Below are 15,914 nucleotides of genomic sequence, written 5' to 3'. Positions count from 1 at the left end.
CGCTTAAACACTATTAAGCATACGCCAATTATTACCATAATCCAAAATACCGAAATCCTTGCCCTAAGCCATATTCCACGGTGCGACTAATGATTGACCCAGCGTCGCCCTGGTTCAAGACTATGCTACACTGGAAACATTGCTTTATCTAAAGGAGTTAAGAATGCCAAATCACGATAACACTGACGGACCACAAATTCACCAACTGCGGTTGATCGCCGTTACCCTCACCATGATTGGCGGGTTTATTGATGCGTACACATTCGTCCAACGTGGGGGCGCCCTTGCAGCAGGTCAAACCGGGAACCTCATTTTCTTAAGCGTGGACGTTGCGAAACATAACTTGCCGGGGGTCTTCACGAAGTTTATTACCGTGATTTTCTTTTCGATCGGCGTCCTCACGGTGACCATTTTTAAACACCGTCATAAAACGCACTACTGGCGGATTCCCAGTCTGGCCATTGAATTTCTGGTCTGCCTCATCGTTGGCTTTCTTCCAACCAGTGTTGCTAATTTTTTCATCGTTCCACCGTTAGCATTAGCCATGGCCATGCAAACAACTGCGTTTAGTAAGATTGAGGGCCGCGCGTATAACAACGTGTTCTCAACCGGAAACCTAAAAAAGGCCATGATCGCCATTGGTGAATATCATTACCACCATGACCAGCAACAACTCACAACCGCGCTCATCTTCTTTGAACTTGTCGGCGGGTTTGCCGGTGGGGCCGTTATTTCCGCCCTTTTACAGCGTTTCTGGGGCCCACACACCATTTGGGGCGCTTGCGTTGCACTTATCGTTATCGCCGGTTATTACGCCCATGCAGTCCACCGAAAGGTGATTCGTTCATGATGGTCACCGTGCACATCACCCAAAATTCAGTTAGTCTGTTTAACTAAAAACGACTGACCTTCCAAAATCTCATTGGAAAGTCAGTCGTTTTATTTTGTACTTATATCACAACATTAGCCTTGCGTCTCGTTGTGGAAGTGACTTGGCGCTGGATCGGCCATGTCATTCAACGTTGCCATGTCGGCTGCCGTAATTTCAAAGTCCAGCTCCTTATTGGCCGCAATGTGTGCCTCACTGGTCGCCTTTGGTAGTGGTAACACCTCGTTTTGCAGGCAGAAGCGAAGTGCTAATTGTGCCACGCTCACCCCGTATTTATCTGCCATTGTCGTCACCACGGCGTTATCCAAGAGGTCTCCGGTTGCTAATGGTGAGTAGGCTTCAATCAAGATGTCGTTTTGTTTAGCAAACGTCGTGATCTTTGGTTCTGTAAACCCAATGTAGTACTGAATTTGGTCAACCTGCGGCATTATTTCTGCCGTTGCCATCACGTTTTGCAAATCATGCACATTAAAGTTTGAAACTCCGATGGCCTTTGCCCGGCCACTCTTATAAATTTCTTCCATCGCGCGCCACACAGCGACGTTATCAGCATCATGGTTCGTGCCAATGTTGCCCCATGGCCACGACGCATGAATCAAATATAAATCAAGGTAATCAACGTCCAGTGCAGCAAACGTTGCTTCAAAATCTGCCAACGCACCCTCATACGTTTTCGTTTCTGCGGGTAGCTTTGACGTCAAAAAGATGTCTGATCGAGGAATCCCCGAATCGCGGATCGCCTGACCAACACTTGCTTCATTTTGATAAGCTTTCGCCGTATCAATGTGCCGATAGCCCAGCTTCAACGCGTTAGCAACGGCGTTATAGGCCACCTCGCCTGCGGGAATCTGCCACGTCCCAAAACCAACTTTCGGAATTTGAACCCCGTTACTTAACGAATAAGTCTCTGTTACAACAGTCATTGAATCATCCTCCACTTTCAAACTTTGAACACGTGTATCATAACGCTTTTGACGCCAAAAGACGCTGAGTAACCCCTCGGTTGCCTAACCAATCGTTACGCGGCCGGGTGGGTCTTTTTCAACATCATGTGGGCAACAAGTTGTTATGTCGTTCTTCGTGCTTTATTTCGGTTGTTCATCATCACGGTAGTACGCTGGTGCCGTCGTTTCAACGGGATGTTCACGTAGCCATGTGGCAATTTGTGCGCCCAGCTGGTCACCCATTGGTCCAGCGGCGTTAATCTGCGCCTGGGTGATTTGGTCCACGTGAATGCCCGCGGTAACCGTGCAACTACCGGTCAACACTGGCTGGACGTGGTTAACGATTCGATCGCTCACGTAGTCATCCTTGTGAAACCGACCATCATGGCTCGGATAACGAACGGTTTGAACCGGCGTCGTTGCCGTGAGCGTTGTGACGTCCCCAATGTGGGGATGATCACCACCAGTAACTACAATCAGAACGTCCGGGCCAATTTGGGTGATGGTGGCACTGATCGTGTAGTCTTCTGCTGTTACACTAAACGTTTCGTTCATCCTTCACTAAGCCCCTTCCACCGGGTGTCTAAGTCATTTTCAATTCCCAATGCATCAAGGGTCTTCATGGTCTGATGATTGATAAGATCCTGAATGGTGTGCGGGTGATTATAAAACGCTGGAATCGGTGGAATCATCTGAACCCCTAGCCGAGCAAGCCGTGTCATGTTTTCTAAGTGAATCACACTCAGTGGTGTTTCACGTGGAACAATAATTAACCGTCGGTGCTCCTTCATCGTGACATCCGCTGCACGGGCAATCAGGTTTTCACCGTATCCGCTGGCAATGCCAGCAATGGTCTTCATGCTCGCTGGTACAATAACCATCCCGTCATGGAGAAACGACCCACTGGCAATCGCTGCTCCCTGATCGTTTGGATGGTAATTGAAGTCAGCCAGTGCCTCCATCTCTGCCAATGATAACGACGTCTCTAGCGCTAAATTTTTCTTCGCCCACGTGCTCATCACTAAGTGTGTTTCAACATTCGAAACTTCATGTAACGCCTTTAATAGCGCTACTGCATACACTGTGCCAGACGCACCGGTCACACCCACAACAATTCGTTTCATCGCACACCCTCCAGTTTGCTTACTTCAAATATTTTTGCCAGTCGGCGACCTCTTTAAACTGGGCCCGAATAAAGTGTTCCTTCATATCAAACGGAACGGTTCCATCAAGAATCAACTTAGATGACATTCCGGCTGTTCTAATTGACTTAGGATCATATTCAGGTCGTTCCGATGGATCCAACGGGTGGTTGCGCATACCCGGTAACACCACGATGTCTTGATCCGCTTGAAACCGTGTGTTTACCGTCCACATCACATCATTCATATCAAAAATATCCACATCGTCATCCACCAGGATCACGGACTTCAATTCTTTGAAAGCAGAGAAGGCAAGGAGCGCTGCCTGCCGTTGAATCCCCTCATCTGCCAAGCTTTCTTTGTGGATCTGCATGATCGTCATGAGCTTTCCGCCACCTGCTGGCGGGTTAAACACGTTGAGCACCTTGCCAGGAATGGCCCGACTCGTTAACGATAGAATGCTTGCTTCCGTTGGAATTCCGGCCAAGTTTACGTGTTCTTCGCTGGGGCCAATGACCGTTTGCATAATCGGCTGATCCTTCCGGTGTGTTACGGCGGTTACCTTGATCACCTGCACGGCCGGATTCGCATCCCCATCGTAACCGGGGAATTCGGGCATCGCTTTTCCAGTCTGTGTGTTGATGTCCTCTTGAATCCGTTCGTTTGGCATGATGAATCCTTCAATGGTAAATTCAGACCGTGCTAGGGCCTTTTCATCAACCGTAATGCCATTCACTAATTGGACCGGTTCTTGCCGAATCGCCCCGGCGACACCTAATTCGTTATACCCTAGGGGGGTAGTCGGTGGCTCGAAGGTTGCGCCCACTGTGATGGCTGGATCCAGCCCAATGTTAATGGTTACAGGCATGGGTTGGTTGGCCCGTTCGTATTCATCCGCGAACGCCCCGATGTGGCGCCCACCAGGCATGATGTAGATTCCGATGGTGTCTTTATCCTCCAACACCATCCGGTGAATGGTTACGTCACTCATGGTTTTTGCCATGTTTGAACCGTACACAAGCCCCATTGTGATGTAGGGGCCCGCATCATACGCCGTGTTGGTTGGCGCAGCAATTAGCTTTCGAATGTCAAAATCTGCGTCTTCCACCCGGTGAACCACCTCATGCGCGGGCGCATTCGCTTCTGTCACCGTAACAGGATCAACGGGGTGCTCAACTGACTCATTCAAGAACTGACCGAGCGTTTTCTCATCATGATGAAACATCAATCCGGTGCGCTTACGGCTAGCAAGTAGTCCAATCAAAACTCGCATCCCTGTGAAGCCCTTGACGTTGTTAAACATCATTGCTGGCCCCTCTTGGGTTGGCCGTTTTACGGTACCACCAGCCCCGATATAGCGGTAAACACCAGCTAACTCTGCGTTTGGATCGACCAGTTCATTTGTTTCGTGGTACTGGCCTTCAATTGCGGCTAGTTCGGTTAAAACCCGCCGGAGATCATACGGTGGTTGTTTATCTGTCATTTTAAGCGTGCTCCCTTCATGTCGTTTCCTTATGAAATCAATCATAACCGGCAGTGCAGCTTGTAAACAAATCGCGTTTGTCGTAACGTTATTCTCATAAGGAATAATAAAAGGAGACCTTCATGACCATTGATGACCTGCGCGCATTCATCGCCGTTTATAACACCAAGAACGTGTCAAACGCCGCGGTATCGCTCCAAATGACCCAGTCAGCGCTGTCCAAGCGCCTCAAAAATATCCAAGTCGAGGTTCATGCGACGCTCATCAGCACCACGAACCGTCGGCAACTTCAGATCACGGAGAGTGGCGAAGCTTTTTACCGGTCCGCTCAACGCCTCATCGATCAATACGATCACATGGCCGCCGAAATTGCGACCGTCGAGGCGCTTGCCCACGGTAGTTTGCGGTTAGGGAGTGTTCCAGTCGTTGCCCAATTTGGGCTTATTTCGGCCATCAGCACGTTCATGATGGCACATCCAAATGTCAATGTTCACTTAGAGGAAACGGAGGGCCAGCGGATCGTTTCAAAGCTACAGGCACAGCAGTTAGACGCCATCATTGTCCGTGACTTGAATACCCGCTACCTCAGAACCGAGGGGCTCACCAAGACCACATTATTAACGGATGAATTAATGGTTGTCTTGCCCGCCACTCATCCGCTGGCTCGGCGCTCCACAATTGATCTTGCTGACCTTCAAAACGAAGCGTTTACCACCCTTCCACTTGGCTCTGGGGTGTATGAAACGTTGTTTGAGCTCTGCCATGAAGCAGGTTTTGACCCCCACATCCGTTTTGAAAGCACCCACATTGAAACCATTTTGGCGATGGTCACATCAGCCAATCAGGTGTCGTTATTGTTTCGCCAGTCGTTAGCGCCACTCATGACCGATCAACTCGTTGCTCGCCCACTTACGACCCCGTTCTTCAGTCGACTTCAGTTTATTTACGCGAACAATGCGCAGACACCCGCGATCACGCAACTCTTAACTGCGCTCCAGCAAGCAATCGACTAACTTTTCCCCAAAAAATAACTGTCCGTTAGGAGACGTTTCCTAAACGGACAGTTTTTTATTTATCTACTTTGAATTAGAAGTTTGAGCCAGCCGTGTAATCAGCCACCGTGCCATCATGGTTGATGACCTGGCCGTTATGGTCCTGACCATCCGTTGTGAAACTCAGAATCAGCGCCGCTGCTTCGGCAGGCGTGATGACACCTTCACCTTGCATGTTGCCGTTCAGATCCGTTGAAATCACACCAGGCATCACCCCAAAAATGGAAACGGGTTTGTTGGCTTCCTTGAACCCAAGGCCCATTGATTTGATCATTACGTTTAATGGTGCCTTCGCCGTCAAGTATGCCAATGGGTTGAAGTATGACTGCGGTTCAATTGGCATCGTTACGTTTACGATCGTCCCGTGGTTCTTTTCTAACGTTGGCAACAACTGCCGGGTCAGTTCGTATGGGCCAATAAAGTCTGTGTGGTTGGTTTCCATCAGTTCTTCTGGCGTGTATTCCCAGGCCGCTTTCCGCATGTCACCTGAAATTCCCGCGTTGTTGACCAGTAAGTTCAGCTCACCAAACTGAGCATTGATCGTGGCCGCCGCTTGGTCCACGACCGTCAAGTCTGACAGATCGACTTGAACAAAATCGACTGGTCCCAGTGGTGCTAACTGTTTCACCGCTTCTTGACCGCGTTCAACAGACCGTGCACCGACCAAAACGTGGTAGCCATCCTTCAATAAGGCCGTTGCTAATTCAAACCCGATGCCCTTGTTGGCACCCGTTACTAATGCTGTTTTCATGATTTTACCTGCTCCTGTTCATCCACATATTTTTGGTATCTTGCAATTTTATAATCAACTTGATCAAGACTGGCTTCACGCGCCGCAATCTGCTGTTCAATCGCTTTTCGGTGCGCCTTCATCATTTCCAGTCGTTTAGGAATGGTCACATCACCTTCCATGATCCAATCAACGTACTGCTTGATTTGTTGAATCGACATGTCACTATTTTTTAAGTGTGTGATCGTTGCTAACAGCGCCATTTGGGTTTCTGTAAACACCCGGTTGCCAAAGTCATCACGCTCTAAAAACGTTAATAAGCCACGCTTGTCGTAATAGCGTAACGTTGACTCCGGTAAGTCAAAGAATGCTGCTGCCTCACTGATTGAATAGGTTGCCATGACGTCCTCCTTTAGTTGATAAGCAGAGTATAGCCCTTAAACCATGGTTTAAGGCAAGCGGATAATTCACAAAAATAAAGGATTTATCGCAGCACGCGCATTAATTACCGTGAGCACGCTGATACTGGCGACCACCACTTAATCCTTCGGCACACTTTGACCACGTTCTCGCTGCCGTTGATGATAGGTTTCAATTTTTTGATCAATGAAATCCAGGTGTGCTTGAATCTGTTGTTGTTCACGTTCCAATCGTCTTTGTTGCGCCGCCAACAAATCAAGCCGTTGGTCAATCGTCGCGTCCCCTTGATCCCGTAAGACTGCATACGTTTGAATCTGTTTCATGGGCATCCCGGTCTGTTTTAACCGGTTAATAAAGGCCATCCACGTTGCGTCAGCGTCATCGTACTCACGTTGATTTATCCGTGACCGATGTGGCGTTATCAATCCCAACTTCTCGTAATACCGTAACGTATCAATGGAAACATGCACCCGCTTTGAAAATGCACCAATTCGCTCCATCATTTGCCCCCTCACTTGCTAATTAACTGAACTTTGCCATCAAAAATGTTAGAAGTCAATTTTCATCATTGACATGGAGTTCACTCCAGCTTGTAGACTTGCAGCAGTTCATATGAAAGGAAGTCTTAACATGACTGAACAAACACGGTTAGAACGCGGCCAAAAACGGCTGCAAGAAGTTGACGCAAACGCAGCAACCAGTGTCATGACCGCACTGGCAGACATTGCACCTGACGTTGCCACGTATATCGAAGAATTTGCGTTTGGTGACATTTACTCACGCCCAGGCCTTAGTTTAAAGCAACGGGAACTCATTACCATCACCAGCCTCTTAACACAAGGTGATACAGCCGCACAACTACAGGTCCACATTAACGGGTGCCTTAACGTTGGGCTTATCCCGTCAGGAGGTGGTTGAGGCAATCATTCAGTGTCTGCCCTACGTCGGTTTTCCAAGGGTGTTAAACGCACTCACCGTAACGAAACAAGTCTTTAACGAACGTGATTAACAACAAAAAATGCACCGCTAAATGATGACAAAATCATCACTCAGCGGTGCATTTTTGATTATCCTTGTAGTCCCCGTGACTGCCGATCCATATCTTCCACAACGATGTCGAAAATTTCACCAAGTGAGGCACAGTATTTCAAAATGTCCCATGGTTCATTCGTGTGAAAGTGAATTTTAATTAACTCAGCGTCGCCAACGGCAATCAGACTGTCGCCCTTAAAATTTGCCTTAATGTAGCGATCAATGGCGTCTTCATCCAGATCATGCCCATCGATCAAGCACTGTGTATCGTACCGAAATTCAATCATTTTAAGTCCATCCTTTTTTGTTGGTTAACGACTCACTTATTCGCCCGTTCCGACCAGTTCTTTCAACGTAAATAATGTACTAATAAATTCCTGTTGGACCTGGTTTGGTAAAAACGCCTTCCGAACAACTAACGACATGTTAAACCGTTCCTGAACGGGATCATCTAACGTGAGCTGCACCAACCCGTCATCCCGTTGGACCGCGTCATCCACGAGCAAACTAACACCGAGATTCGCACGAACCAGCCCTTTGATCAGAGATAACGTTGGCGTACTATACACAACGTTTGGCGTAAAACCGGCGTACTCGCTGTAAGCTTTCAGCGCCTGCGGGTGCACAAACTTCCCGGTCATCGTCACAAAATTATCGCGCGCTAACTGTTCAAACGAAATGTGCCCCGCACCTGCTAACGGATGGTTTGGACTCACCACAGCACGAAACGGGTGCGCTGCTAAGGGGGTGATGTTAAGGTTCTCCTCTTGCAACGGACGCACGGAGCCCAGCAAGGCCATGTCAATGTGCCCTGCTTCAAGCTCCTTCAATAATTGGTAGGATCCCATTTCAAGCGTCTCTGTATATTTCAGCAGTCCTCGAGAAAACAGCTCGCCAACGACCAGTGGAAACCACATTGTGCCAATAATCGGCGGAATGCCAAACCGAATCTTAGACTGGTTTGCCTGGGCGACTTCACTATGAGCAAGGTCTAAATCCTTCAGAATCTGTTGCGCACGTTGGTACAATAATATACCCGCGCGGGTAATTGAAAGCTTGTTATGAGCGCGATCACGCTCAACTAGTGGTGCCCCAAATTCCGTTTCTAACCGTTGAACCGCCACCGTAATTGTCGGCTGGCTCACCTTGAAGCGGGTCGCCACCACCGTGTAATTTTTAAGTTCTACCAGCGCAGAAAAATACGCTAAGTCACGTGTATTCACCAGCTGTGACTCCTTTCGTTCCTCGATCTCTTATGCTTAAGAGTACCATAGTTTACGGTTAACGGGCTGTCACATATCATAACTACCAACAAGTACCCATTAAATCGAATAATTTTTATGATAATCATAAGCATATTATTTATATGTTGGCCCTTTCCTTGATAAAATCACCACATAATTTAACTTCCGTAAGCTAACCACGTGAGTCAAAAATGAACAACTGGCGGCGCGGATATCTAGCGATAAAAATAAAATGATGATGGTGAGTGAAAAGACATGAGTGAGCAAACTAATTTAAAGTCACGGTTAACTAACCTTTCCGGGTCCAGCAACTATGCAAATATTCGTTTAAAGGCGGCCAAGGGTGTCGCAGATGACGGCACTTTACTACGGAAGAGACGCGCAATTACTAACGATAATGAGGGCATTGTGTCTACCCACGCAAGTGCCTTATCTGGGTTAATCAAAACAAGCACCCAAATTGGGCGAAATCGTTCAGCCGGCGTTAACAACTGGCTAAACGGCATTCAAGCCATGAATCCTAATGAAACGGCTACTAAAATTCATAACGATCATTTGCCAAACACTGGAATAACCCCGTTGCATCAAATGATGGCAACCATCTTTTCTAGCATTGACTTTCTAATTAAATCCATAAAGCGAAACAAGTAAACTCTCATAACCATAACGGAACCGTTACCCTCTAACCCGGCGTTACTTTCATTCTTGCTTAAACAGGGATAACGACTTGTCTGATTTATTTGCTAAGGGGCTGCAAACGCGAAAAAAACTGCAGCCCCTTCCTCATCTAACACAAAGACGGCGCTCACCCGGCATTGTTTTTATTCTTGCTTAAACATGGGTAACGACTCATCTGTTCTGTAGACTAAGGGGCCGCAAACGCGCGCCAAAGCACAGACCCTTCCTCATCTAACACAAAAACGGCGCTCATGGGAAAATCACCCATAAGTGCCGTTTTTGCGTTACCTGAGCGGGTCTAACCGTGCTTTGGCTCGCTCTTAATCTTTTACTTCTTTAATCGCATCAATAATCGTTCCGTCGCGGTATTCCACCAAGGCCACCGTCCGGTCCGTGAATTCCAATGGTTTTGCGTTACCAACCTTGGCAGCGGCCATCTTTTGCAATTCATCGATCGTGAACACTGGTACTCCAGCAATGTTACTCAACGCAGCCAGCAAATCAGTCCGCTTCGGATTAATGGCAATCCCGTATTCCGTAACCACAACGTCAATGGAATCCCCTGGTGTAACTACCGTCGTTACATCTGGCACGATCGTTGCGATCCGGCCACGAACCAACGGTGCAGAAATGATCGTCAGTTTAGCGGTCGCAGCGTCCTGGTGACCACCAACGGCACCACGAATGACACCATCGGAACCCGTCATAACGTTGACATTAAACTTCGTGTCGATTTCCAGGGCGCTCAAAATCACAACGTCCAGTTGATCAACCATGGCACCCTTGTTATCTGGGTCAGCGTACCATGACGCGTCGATTTCCTGCTGGTGTGGATTCGTGTGCATCGAATCCGCAGCACCCTTATCAAAGTCCTGCACGTCCATCACACGGTCGATCAAGCCTTCGTTTAACAGGTCAGTCGTTGGCTTTGTGATTCCACCAAGCGCAAACGATGCCTTGATTTGGTTATCGATCATGGCCTGACGCAAGTAACGCGTTACGGCCAGAGCAGCACCACCTGAACCCGTTTGGAACGAGAAACCATCCTTGAAATATGGTGAGTTAACGATCACATCATTAACCGTTGAAGCAATCTTCAGTTCCTTCGGGTCCTTCGTGAACCGGGTTGCCCCGGAACCGATTTTATCAGGGTCACCGACTTGGTCCACTTCAACCACGTAGTCCACCTGCGTTTGCTTAATGGACGCTGGCGTGTTTGGATATGGCATCAGGTTATCTGTTAACAGGACGACCTTGTTGGCGTACTGTGCGTCCATCAGGGCATACCCTAATGAACCAAAGACAGCCTTTCCTTCCATCCCGTTAGCGTTCCCCAACTTGTCGGCGTTTGGCACACCCAAGAAGGCAACGTCGATCTTGATGTCACCGTGTTCAATGGACCGCGCACGGTCACCATGAGAACGGAAGATAACGGGGTTCTTCAAGTTACCGTGTGATACGAAATCACCCAATGAACCACGCATCCCTGAACTCGTGATGTTTGTGACGGTCCCAGCCTTGATGGCTTCGATCACCATGTCATTCATCACACCAGTCAATGAAGATGGCGCTAACGTCAGGTTCTTGATGCCGGCGTCAATGATGACCCGCATGACCTTGTTAAACACAAAGTCACCGTCACGGAAGTGGTGATGGAACGAAATGGTCATACCATCTTTAACCGTTGCCTTCACAACGTCTTCAATGGAATCAACCAGCTTATCATCACCTGTTTGAACGTGCACAGTTGGTGCAACCCGTTGAATATCCGGGTGACCAATGTTTGTCGTTTCGTAAGGCTGGTAGTTTAAATCTGCCATCATCTGTTCTGGCAGTTCGCGATCAACATTATTTTTCAAGGTAGTTTCCCTCCTCATCCACTAAGTTTGATGCTTTGGCAAGGCGCATAACCCGTTCTGCCCGGAGAACAACCGGCCGGTCGACCATTTGCCCATTCATTGAAATAACCCCAGAACCCTTGATTCGTGCTTCTTCAATTGCATTGATCACGTTCTTGGCGTTAAGAATTTCTTTTTCAGTTGGTTGGTAAACATCGTTAACCATGGCGATTTGCCGAGGGTTAACCAGTGACTTCCCATCAAACCCAAGCTGGTGGATGTACCGTGTTTCACGGTAGAAGCCTTCCGTATCGTCCATGTTGGTGAACACCGTGTCAAACGCAGCGATACCAGCAGCGCGGGCAGCGTGTAAAACCATGTTCCGGGCAAATTCTAGTTCGGCCCCATCTGGGTAACGGTGCGTTTTCATATCTGTTGTGTAATCTTCAGCAGACAACGCAATCCCAATCATTCGGTCTGAAGCAGCCGCAATTGCTGGGGCGTTTAAAACACCCTTCGCACTTTCGATGGCGGCCATCACGTGTGTGGAACCTTCTTCACGACCAAATTCCTTTTCAGCAGCGGCAACATCCGCCACCAACGTTGTGATCATGTCAGCCGTTTCCGTTTTTGGCAACCGAATCACGTCGATACCGGCCTTGACCATGGCCTTAATGTCATTGTGATAGTAAGGCGTGTCATCACCGTTGATCCGAACAACCAGTTCAGAATCACCGTAATCTTGCGTTTGAAGTGCTTCGTAAACCAATGCCCGGGCAGCATCTTTTTCTGCCATTGAAACGGCGTCTTCCAAATCGAACATGATGGAATCAGCACCGAAAATCCCGGCGTCCTTCACCATGGCAGGGTTGTTCCCTGGCACAAACATCATTGTTCGGCGTAAACGTTCTTTCATTTCAGCCATGCTTAGAAAACCTCCCATGCAGGTTGGTCCTGCGTTTGTAATGCGCGTTGTGCAACGGCAATCGTCCGTGCCTTAATCACACAGTCCAACGCCCCTTTATCAACGGCTTTAACCTTTACGTTATCGAGGTCAAACTGTTCCAGGGTTTCAGTGATCACTTTACGGATCTGGTCACCAAACTGTTTTTCAACGTCTGACTCCAAATCAATTTGAATGCCGTCTGTGCCCTTTGACAACATCAATTGGATGTCAGAGGATTCCAGCGTGCCGGCTAATGCGGTCTGCTTAATTTCCATTAATCTTCATTCCTTTCTGAATGCGTGCTTGCAACATCGGTAAATGTTCATTGATAAACGTCAGTGTGGTTGCTGGGAGCAAATCAGCTAGCGGCGCCAATTCATTCGTTGCAATCGCCTGCCGAACTGCTGTTGCGGTAATCACGGTTCCCGTGCCCGTTTGCTTTCGATCCACAATGTGGACGGCAACCTTTGGTGGTAACTCACGCTGTAACACCTGGTTATACAAGCCCGTCGTGTGTGACAACGGTTCGGTGCCAAGGTAGCGCGTTGTGATGTTTAACGCTGGGGCAATGCGATCCCGAAAGATCCGTGCATCCAGTGTCGTTTGATAATCAATTTGCTGATCGGGGGTTGGTAAAAAGTATGCTGGGAACGTGGCAAAACTGACCATGTAATCGCCGCCGTTGACCACGATCACGTTATCAAGGTCGGCCGTCCCGGCTTTGACCAGTTCAAACCGTTCCGCCGTACTAAACAACGATGCATTCGTGTTCACCACAAACACATACACAAGGTCGTTTTCTTGTGCCGCCGTTTCCACCAAATAACGGTGCCCGTTGGTAAACGGATTGGCGTTCATCACGATTCCGGCAACTTGCTTAGTCGCTTGGTCAGCCACCCGGGGAATTTCGTTAAGGTAATCCTCAACGCTCCGGTCCCCCGTTTCCAAGAGGGCCGCGACATCAGAATGCGCTAGCTCGTGAAAACCAACGTGCTGAAAGCTATCGGAATACATGAGTTTCGTAAAGACAAACAAGTGGAACACCTGTTGTTGAAACAGTCGGTTGATCAATGCAGAAACGATCGTGTTAAACCGTGTTCCCTGCGTTGTCTCCTTGTTGCACACACCGATGTACTTCAAGACATTGCCTGCCGCTGACCCGGTTGCAACTAACCGATCACCATCGTAAATGCCGACGGTGAAGTCAATTGCTTCTGTCTCAGTTGCGGCAAAATCAGTGATTCCCAATGAGGTTAAAAACGTCTCCCATGTCTGGCGGACGTGCGGATCCTGCAAGTGTAAATCAACAACTTCATTTTCCATTTACCATTAACACCCCCTGCAAAGTGCATCCCATCACATGCCATGAAAAATGATGAGTTTTACTACGTGTTCTACGAAGACCATTTTACTCGGTTCGTCGTCAAACTGCAAATGCGGAAAGCGTTTTTTACATTTTTAAAACAGACATTTTCGTCATTTATAATTTGTTAACTATACTTGCATTTTTTAAAACAATGTGATGAGATAGACATTAAGCTTAAGTTCGAATGGAGATTTTATTATGGAAGACGTTAAACACCGTGAACAGCTCGCCAGCATCGCCCAAGATTACTACCTTTCAAAGTTACCCATTACCGACATTTCAAAAAAATACCACCTGAGCCGTTACCTGATCACAAAGGCCCTTGATGAGGCGCTGGCCTCTGGGCTCGTTAAAATCAGCATCGACACACCCGTTTCACGTAATTTAGAACTTGAATTACTGTTTAAACAACGGTTTAACATTCGCAACATCTTTATTCTTCGGGACACAGAATCCCCTGATAAGGACTCTGAAAACGTCATTGAATTCGCAGCCAATGAACTCCAAGATCTCATCCACAACAGTCACGTGGTTGGGACCACCTGGGGTGGGACCGTCTGGAACATCATTGACCATTTCGATGCGGAAGTCCGTGAAAACCTTATTTTCACTCAGTTTATCGGTGAAAATTTGAAGCTCAATACCGCCGCCAGCACCGTTCCCATCGTTCAAAAAGCGGCCGCAAAGTTCGACGCCCAGTACGTCACGCTGCCTGCACCGCTGTACGTCAACAGCGATGAGCTCCGTGCGCAATTACTAACTGAACCAGCCTTACTGCCTGCGCTATCCGCTGCCGGGCGAATGGACCTTTTATTTGCTGGGATCGGTACAGCCGCCTCCATCGAAACAATTCCCGTGTGGAAGCAACACTTCGCCGACTTTTTCCCTAACGTAAGCGCTCAAGAAATCGTCGGGGTTCTCTATGGTCGCCCCTACGACATCAATGGTAACTTACTCGTCAATGACGATAAAACATTGGGGGCCAGCATGGACGCCTTGCTCACCGTCCCCCGACGTGTTGGCATCGTGAAGAGTAAGTTTAAGAGTCGGGCCCTTTTGGGTGCACTGCGGGGCGATTTCTTAACGGATGTCATCACGAATGAGGATGTTGCCAACCGAATTCTGCTGGAAATGGAAAACTAACTCCTGTCTGCGATGCAACTATTTCAAAAATTGAACCGTAAAGTCGTATAATGGTTCGTAGATAACGTTTAATTAATATCCCATGGAGGTTTCTCCCGGACTCATGAAAAAGAACAAACGAAAATTCCGCTGGTCGAATCTGATCATCGTCCTGCTCATCCTTGCCATGGTTGGGATCGGCGGCTACATGCTGGCCGATAAGTTTTTACCAACAAACATGTCAGCCACCAAGCAGGAACTTGTCAGCAAGGTAATTCCAAAGCGCCACGAATCCATCTCATCCAGTGAACGAACCCGCATCAGTAAACAGCTCATGCGGCAAACACAAACAAAACAAGGGCTAACGAAACAGGGGTTTGTTTCAATTCCCGACGTTGGCATCTTGCAACCGATCTTTAACGACGCTTATTCTGATAAGGGGTTAAGCGCCGGTGCCAACTACGCAAACCGCAGTGAACAGGATCCCGAAGGTAAAGACGTTCCTGCGATGGGGCAAGATAACTACGGTTTAGCCAGTCACAACTTTAACGACGGCAAAACCGGCTTCAGTGCCCTTCAAAAGAAGACGAACGCCGATGAACCTTACCTGGTCAACGGCCAACTCAAGGGTAGTGACTGGCTCAATGGTAAGTTCATTTATTTAGCCAATGGGACAAACATTTACAAGTATAAAATCACTGGTCAAAAATTGGTTGACAAGGATGATGTCTCCGTTCTCAATCACTCCAAAACGGCCAAGGTGACCATCATCAGCTGTTTATTCCCTAGCATTCAATACCGGATCATTACTTCTGGTAAATTGGTCAAAAGTTACACGTGGAACAAAGCACCCGCAGACGTTGTGACCCTCTTCAACCTGGAAAAGCAACCAACTAACGTGCACGCCAGTTGGTTTAACCCCGGGACCGAGGAAGGTAGTAACGGTGACGCAGGTGGCACGAAAACCGTCAGTAAATAATTAAAAAACCCGCCATGGTCAACAATGTTTCGTTGACCATGGCGGGTTT

At 48.1% G+C, this 15,914-nt stretch carries 18 protein-coding genes and 1 pseudogene; 6 read left to right on the top strand and 13 right to left on the bottom strand.

From position 1 onward, the window contains the following. Window positions 1-163: 163 nt before the first annotated feature. Window positions 164-850 (top strand): YoaK family protein, encoded by a 687-nt coding sequence (locus ACRYI5_RS08005; protein WP_448224916.1) that lies wholly within the window; start codon window positions 164-166, stop codon window positions 848-850. A 113-nt stretch (window positions 851-963) separates the two neighbouring features. Here ACRYI5_RS08005 and ACRYI5_RS08000 read toward each other — a convergent pair whose 3' ends face one another. The 4 genes from ACRYI5_RS08000 to ACRYI5_RS07985 all read right to left on the bottom strand — a co-directional run bounded on the left by ACRYI5_RS08000 (window position 964) and on the right by ACRYI5_RS07985 (window position 4,458). Continuing rightward, complete coding sequence (locus ACRYI5_RS08000) at window positions 964-1,812, bottom strand: aldo/keto reductase (protein WP_448224915.1); 849 nt, start codon at window positions 1,810-1,812, stop codon at window positions 964-966. A gap of 162 nt (window positions 1,813-1,974) precedes the next feature. Then, on the bottom strand, window positions 1,975-2,388 hold the full coding sequence (gene lpdD / locus ACRYI5_RS07995) for a prenylated flavin chaperone LpdD (protein ID WP_407880749.1): 414 nt from the start codon (window positions 2,386-2,388) through the stop codon (window positions 1,975-1,977). Continuing rightward, window positions 2,385-2,957, bottom strand: a complete 573-nt coding sequence (locus ACRYI5_RS07990; protein ID WP_448224914.1) for a UbiX family flavin prenyltransferase — start codon at window positions 2,955-2,957, stop codon at window positions 2,385-2,387. Before ACRYI5_RS07990 ends, lpdD begins: the two co-directional genes overlap by 4 nt. Before the next feature lie 19 nt (window positions 2,958-2,976). Next, complete coding sequence (locus tag ACRYI5_RS07985; protein ID WP_448224913.1) at window positions 2,977-4,458, bottom strand: UbiD family decarboxylase; 1,482 nt, start codon at window positions 4,456-4,458, stop codon at window positions 2,977-2,979. A 122-nt stretch (window positions 4,459-4,580) separates the two neighbouring features. On the opposite strand from ACRYI5_RS07985, the gene ACRYI5_RS07980 reads away from it, so the two are divergent. Continuing rightward, a complete protein-coding gene (locus tag ACRYI5_RS07980) occupies window positions 4,581-5,471 on the top strand; it encodes a LysR family transcriptional regulator (protein ID WP_448224912.1) in 891 nt (296 codons plus the stop codon). Between the two features lie 73 nt (window positions 5,472-5,544). On the opposite strand, the gene ACRYI5_RS07975 is transcribed toward ACRYI5_RS07980, so the two are convergent. From ACRYI5_RS07975 to ACRYI5_RS07965, 3 genes are all read right to left on the bottom strand, one after another. Continuing rightward, on the bottom strand, window positions 5,545-6,261 hold the full coding sequence (locus ACRYI5_RS07975) for an SDR family NAD(P)-dependent oxidoreductase (protein ID WP_407880756.1): 717 nt from the start codon (window positions 6,259-6,261) through the stop codon (window positions 5,545-5,547). Continuing rightward, window positions 6,258-6,641 (bottom strand): MerR family transcriptional regulator, encoded by a 384-nt coding sequence (locus ACRYI5_RS07970; protein WP_407880758.1) that lies wholly within the window; start codon window positions 6,639-6,641, stop codon window positions 6,258-6,260. The genes ACRYI5_RS07975 and ACRYI5_RS07970 overlap by 4 nt, the downstream gene beginning before the upstream one ends. Window positions 6,642-6,779: 138 nt before the next feature. Further along, entirely contained in the window at window positions 6,780-7,160 is a 381-nt protein-coding gene (locus tag ACRYI5_RS07965; RefSeq protein WP_448224960.1) for a MerR family transcriptional regulator, read from the bottom strand. 130 nt (window positions 7,161-7,290) lie between these two features. On the opposite strand from ACRYI5_RS07965, the pseudogene ACRYI5_RS07960 reads away from it, so the two are divergent. Then, a pseudogene (locus tag ACRYI5_RS07960) lies at window positions 7,291-7,669 on the top strand (carboxymuconolactone decarboxylase family protein). Between the two features lie 58 nt (window positions 7,670-7,727). Here the strand turns inward: ACRYI5_RS07960 and ACRYI5_RS07955 are convergent. Beyond that, window positions 7,728-7,979: a kinase to dihydroxyacetone kinase gene (locus tag ACRYI5_RS07955; protein WP_448224911.1), complete on the bottom strand. Its 252-nt coding sequence runs from the start codon at window positions 7,977-7,979 to the stop codon at window positions 7,728-7,730. A 36-nt stretch (window positions 7,980-8,015) separates the two neighbouring features. Next, the gene (locus tag ACRYI5_RS07950; RefSeq protein WP_448224910.1) at window positions 8,016-8,915 is read right to left on the bottom strand and encodes a LysR family transcriptional regulator; all 900 of its coding nucleotides are present in this window, start codon (window positions 8,913-8,915) and stop codon (window positions 8,016-8,018) included. Between the two features lie 276 nt (window positions 8,916-9,191). Between ACRYI5_RS07950 and ACRYI5_RS07945 the strand changes: the two genes are divergently transcribed. After that, on the top strand, window positions 9,192-9,587 hold the full coding sequence (locus ACRYI5_RS07945) for a hypothetical protein (protein ID WP_448224909.1): 396 nt from the start codon (window positions 9,192-9,194) through the stop codon (window positions 9,585-9,587). Window positions 9,588-9,934: 347 nt separating this feature from the next. Here the strand turns inward: ACRYI5_RS07945 and citF are convergent, their stop codons facing one another. The 4 genes from citF to citC are packed head-to-tail and all read right to left on the bottom strand — an operon-like array spanning window position 9,935 to window position 13,721. Next, window positions 9,935-11,473: a citrate lyase subunit alpha gene (gene citF, locus ACRYI5_RS07940; RefSeq protein ID WP_448224908.1), complete on the bottom strand. Its 1,539-nt coding sequence runs from the start codon at window positions 11,471-11,473 to the stop codon at window positions 9,935-9,937. Next, window positions 11,463-12,377 (bottom strand): citrate (pro-3S)-lyase subunit beta, encoded by a 915-nt coding sequence (gene citE, locus ACRYI5_RS07935; protein WP_407880768.1) that lies wholly within the window; start codon window positions 12,375-12,377, stop codon window positions 11,463-11,465. The genes citF and citE overlap by 11 nt, the downstream gene beginning before the upstream one ends. Before the next feature lie 2 nt (window positions 12,378-12,379). Then, window positions 12,380-12,673 (bottom strand): citrate lyase acyl carrier protein, encoded by a 294-nt coding sequence (gene citD / locus ACRYI5_RS07930; protein ID WP_407880770.1) that lies wholly within the window; start codon window positions 12,671-12,673, stop codon window positions 12,380-12,382. Then, the gene (gene citC, locus ACRYI5_RS07925) at window positions 12,663-13,721 is read right to left on the bottom strand and encodes a [citrate (pro-3S)-lyase] ligase (RefSeq protein WP_448224907.1); all 1,059 of its coding nucleotides are present in this window, start codon (window positions 13,719-13,721) and stop codon (window positions 12,663-12,665) included. Before citC ends, citD begins: the two co-directional genes overlap by 11 nt. Window positions 13,722-13,962: 241 nt before the next feature. On the opposite strand from citC, the gene ACRYI5_RS07920 reads away from it, so the two are divergent. Together ACRYI5_RS07920 and ACRYI5_RS07915 are read left to right on the top strand one after the other, a co-directional pair. Continuing rightward, on the top strand, window positions 13,963-14,907 hold the full coding sequence (locus ACRYI5_RS07920) for a sugar-binding transcriptional regulator (protein ID WP_448224906.1): 945 nt from the start codon (window positions 13,963-13,965) through the stop codon (window positions 14,905-14,907). Window positions 14,908-15,010: 103 nt separating this feature from the next. Then, window positions 15,011-15,865: a class A sortase gene (locus ACRYI5_RS07915; RefSeq protein WP_448224905.1), complete on the top strand. Its 855-nt coding sequence runs from the start codon at window positions 15,011-15,013 to the stop codon at window positions 15,863-15,865. Window positions 15,866-15,914: the final 49 nt, after the last annotated feature.

Source organism: Furfurilactobacillus sp. WILCCON 0119, assembly GCF_053471565.1.
The sequence above is the reverse complement of the archived record's forward strand: the minus strand, read 5'-3'. Positions and strand labels throughout refer to the sequence as shown.

Excerpts from the sequence above, each read along its gene's own strand:
- ACRYI5_RS07945 (WP_448224909.1), top strand. The coding sequence starts at position 9,192 with ATGAGTGAGCAAACTAATTTAAAGTCACGGTTAACTAACCTTTCCGGG.
- ACRYI5_RS07980 (WP_448224912.1), top strand. The coding sequence starts at position 4,581 with ATGACCATTGATGACCTGCGCGCATTCATCGCCGTTTATAACACCAAG.
- citE (WP_407880768.1), bottom strand. The coding sequence starts at position 12,377 with ATGGCTGAAATGAAAGAACGTTTACGCCGAACAATGATGTTTGTGCCA.
- ACRYI5_RS07990 (WP_448224914.1), bottom strand. The coding sequence starts at position 2,957 with ATGAAACGAATTGTTGTGGGTGTGACCGGTGCGTCTGGCACAGTGTAT.
- ACRYI5_RS07955 (WP_448224911.1), bottom strand. The coding sequence starts at position 7,979 with ATGATTGAATTTCGGTACGATACACAGTGCTTGATCGATGGGCATGAT.
- citC (WP_448224907.1), bottom strand. The coding sequence starts at position 13,721 with ATGGAAAATGAAGTTGTTGATTTACACTTGCAGGATCCGCACGTCCGC.
- ACRYI5_RS07920 (WP_448224906.1), top strand. The coding sequence starts at position 13,963 with ATGGAAGACGTTAAACACCGTGAACAGCTCGCCAGCATCGCCCAAGAT.
- citD (WP_407880770.1), bottom strand. The coding sequence starts at position 12,673 with ATGGAAATTAAGCAGACCGCATTAGCCGGCACGCTGGAATCCTCTGAC.
- ACRYI5_RS08000 (WP_448224915.1), bottom strand. The coding sequence starts at position 1,812 with ATGACTGTTGTAACAGAGACTTATTCGTTAAGTAACGGGGTTCAAATT.
- ACRYI5_RS07970 (WP_407880758.1), bottom strand. The coding sequence starts at position 6,641 with ATGGCAACCTATTCAATCAGTGAGGCAGCAGCATTCTTTGACTTACCG.
- lpdD (WP_407880749.1), bottom strand. The coding sequence starts at position 2,388 with ATGAACGAAACGTTTAGTGTAACAGCAGAAGACTACACGATCAGTGCC.
- ACRYI5_RS07965 (WP_448224960.1), bottom strand. The coding sequence starts at position 7,160 with ATGGAGCGAATTGGTGCATTTTCAAAGCGGGTGCATGTTTCCATTGAT.
- ACRYI5_RS07975 (WP_407880756.1), bottom strand. The coding sequence starts at position 6,261 with ATGAAAACAGCATTAGTAACGGGTGCCAACAAGGGCATCGGGTTTGAA.
- ACRYI5_RS08005 (WP_448224916.1), top strand. The coding sequence starts at position 164 with ATGCCAAATCACGATAACACTGACGGACCACAAATTCACCAACTGCGG.
- ACRYI5_RS07915 (WP_448224905.1), top strand. The coding sequence starts at position 15,011 with ATGAAAAAGAACAAACGAAAATTCCGCTGGTCGAATCTGATCATCGTC.
- ACRYI5_RS07985 (WP_448224913.1), bottom strand. The coding sequence starts at position 4,458 with ATGACAGATAAACAACCACCGTATGATCTCCGGCGGGTTTTAACCGAA.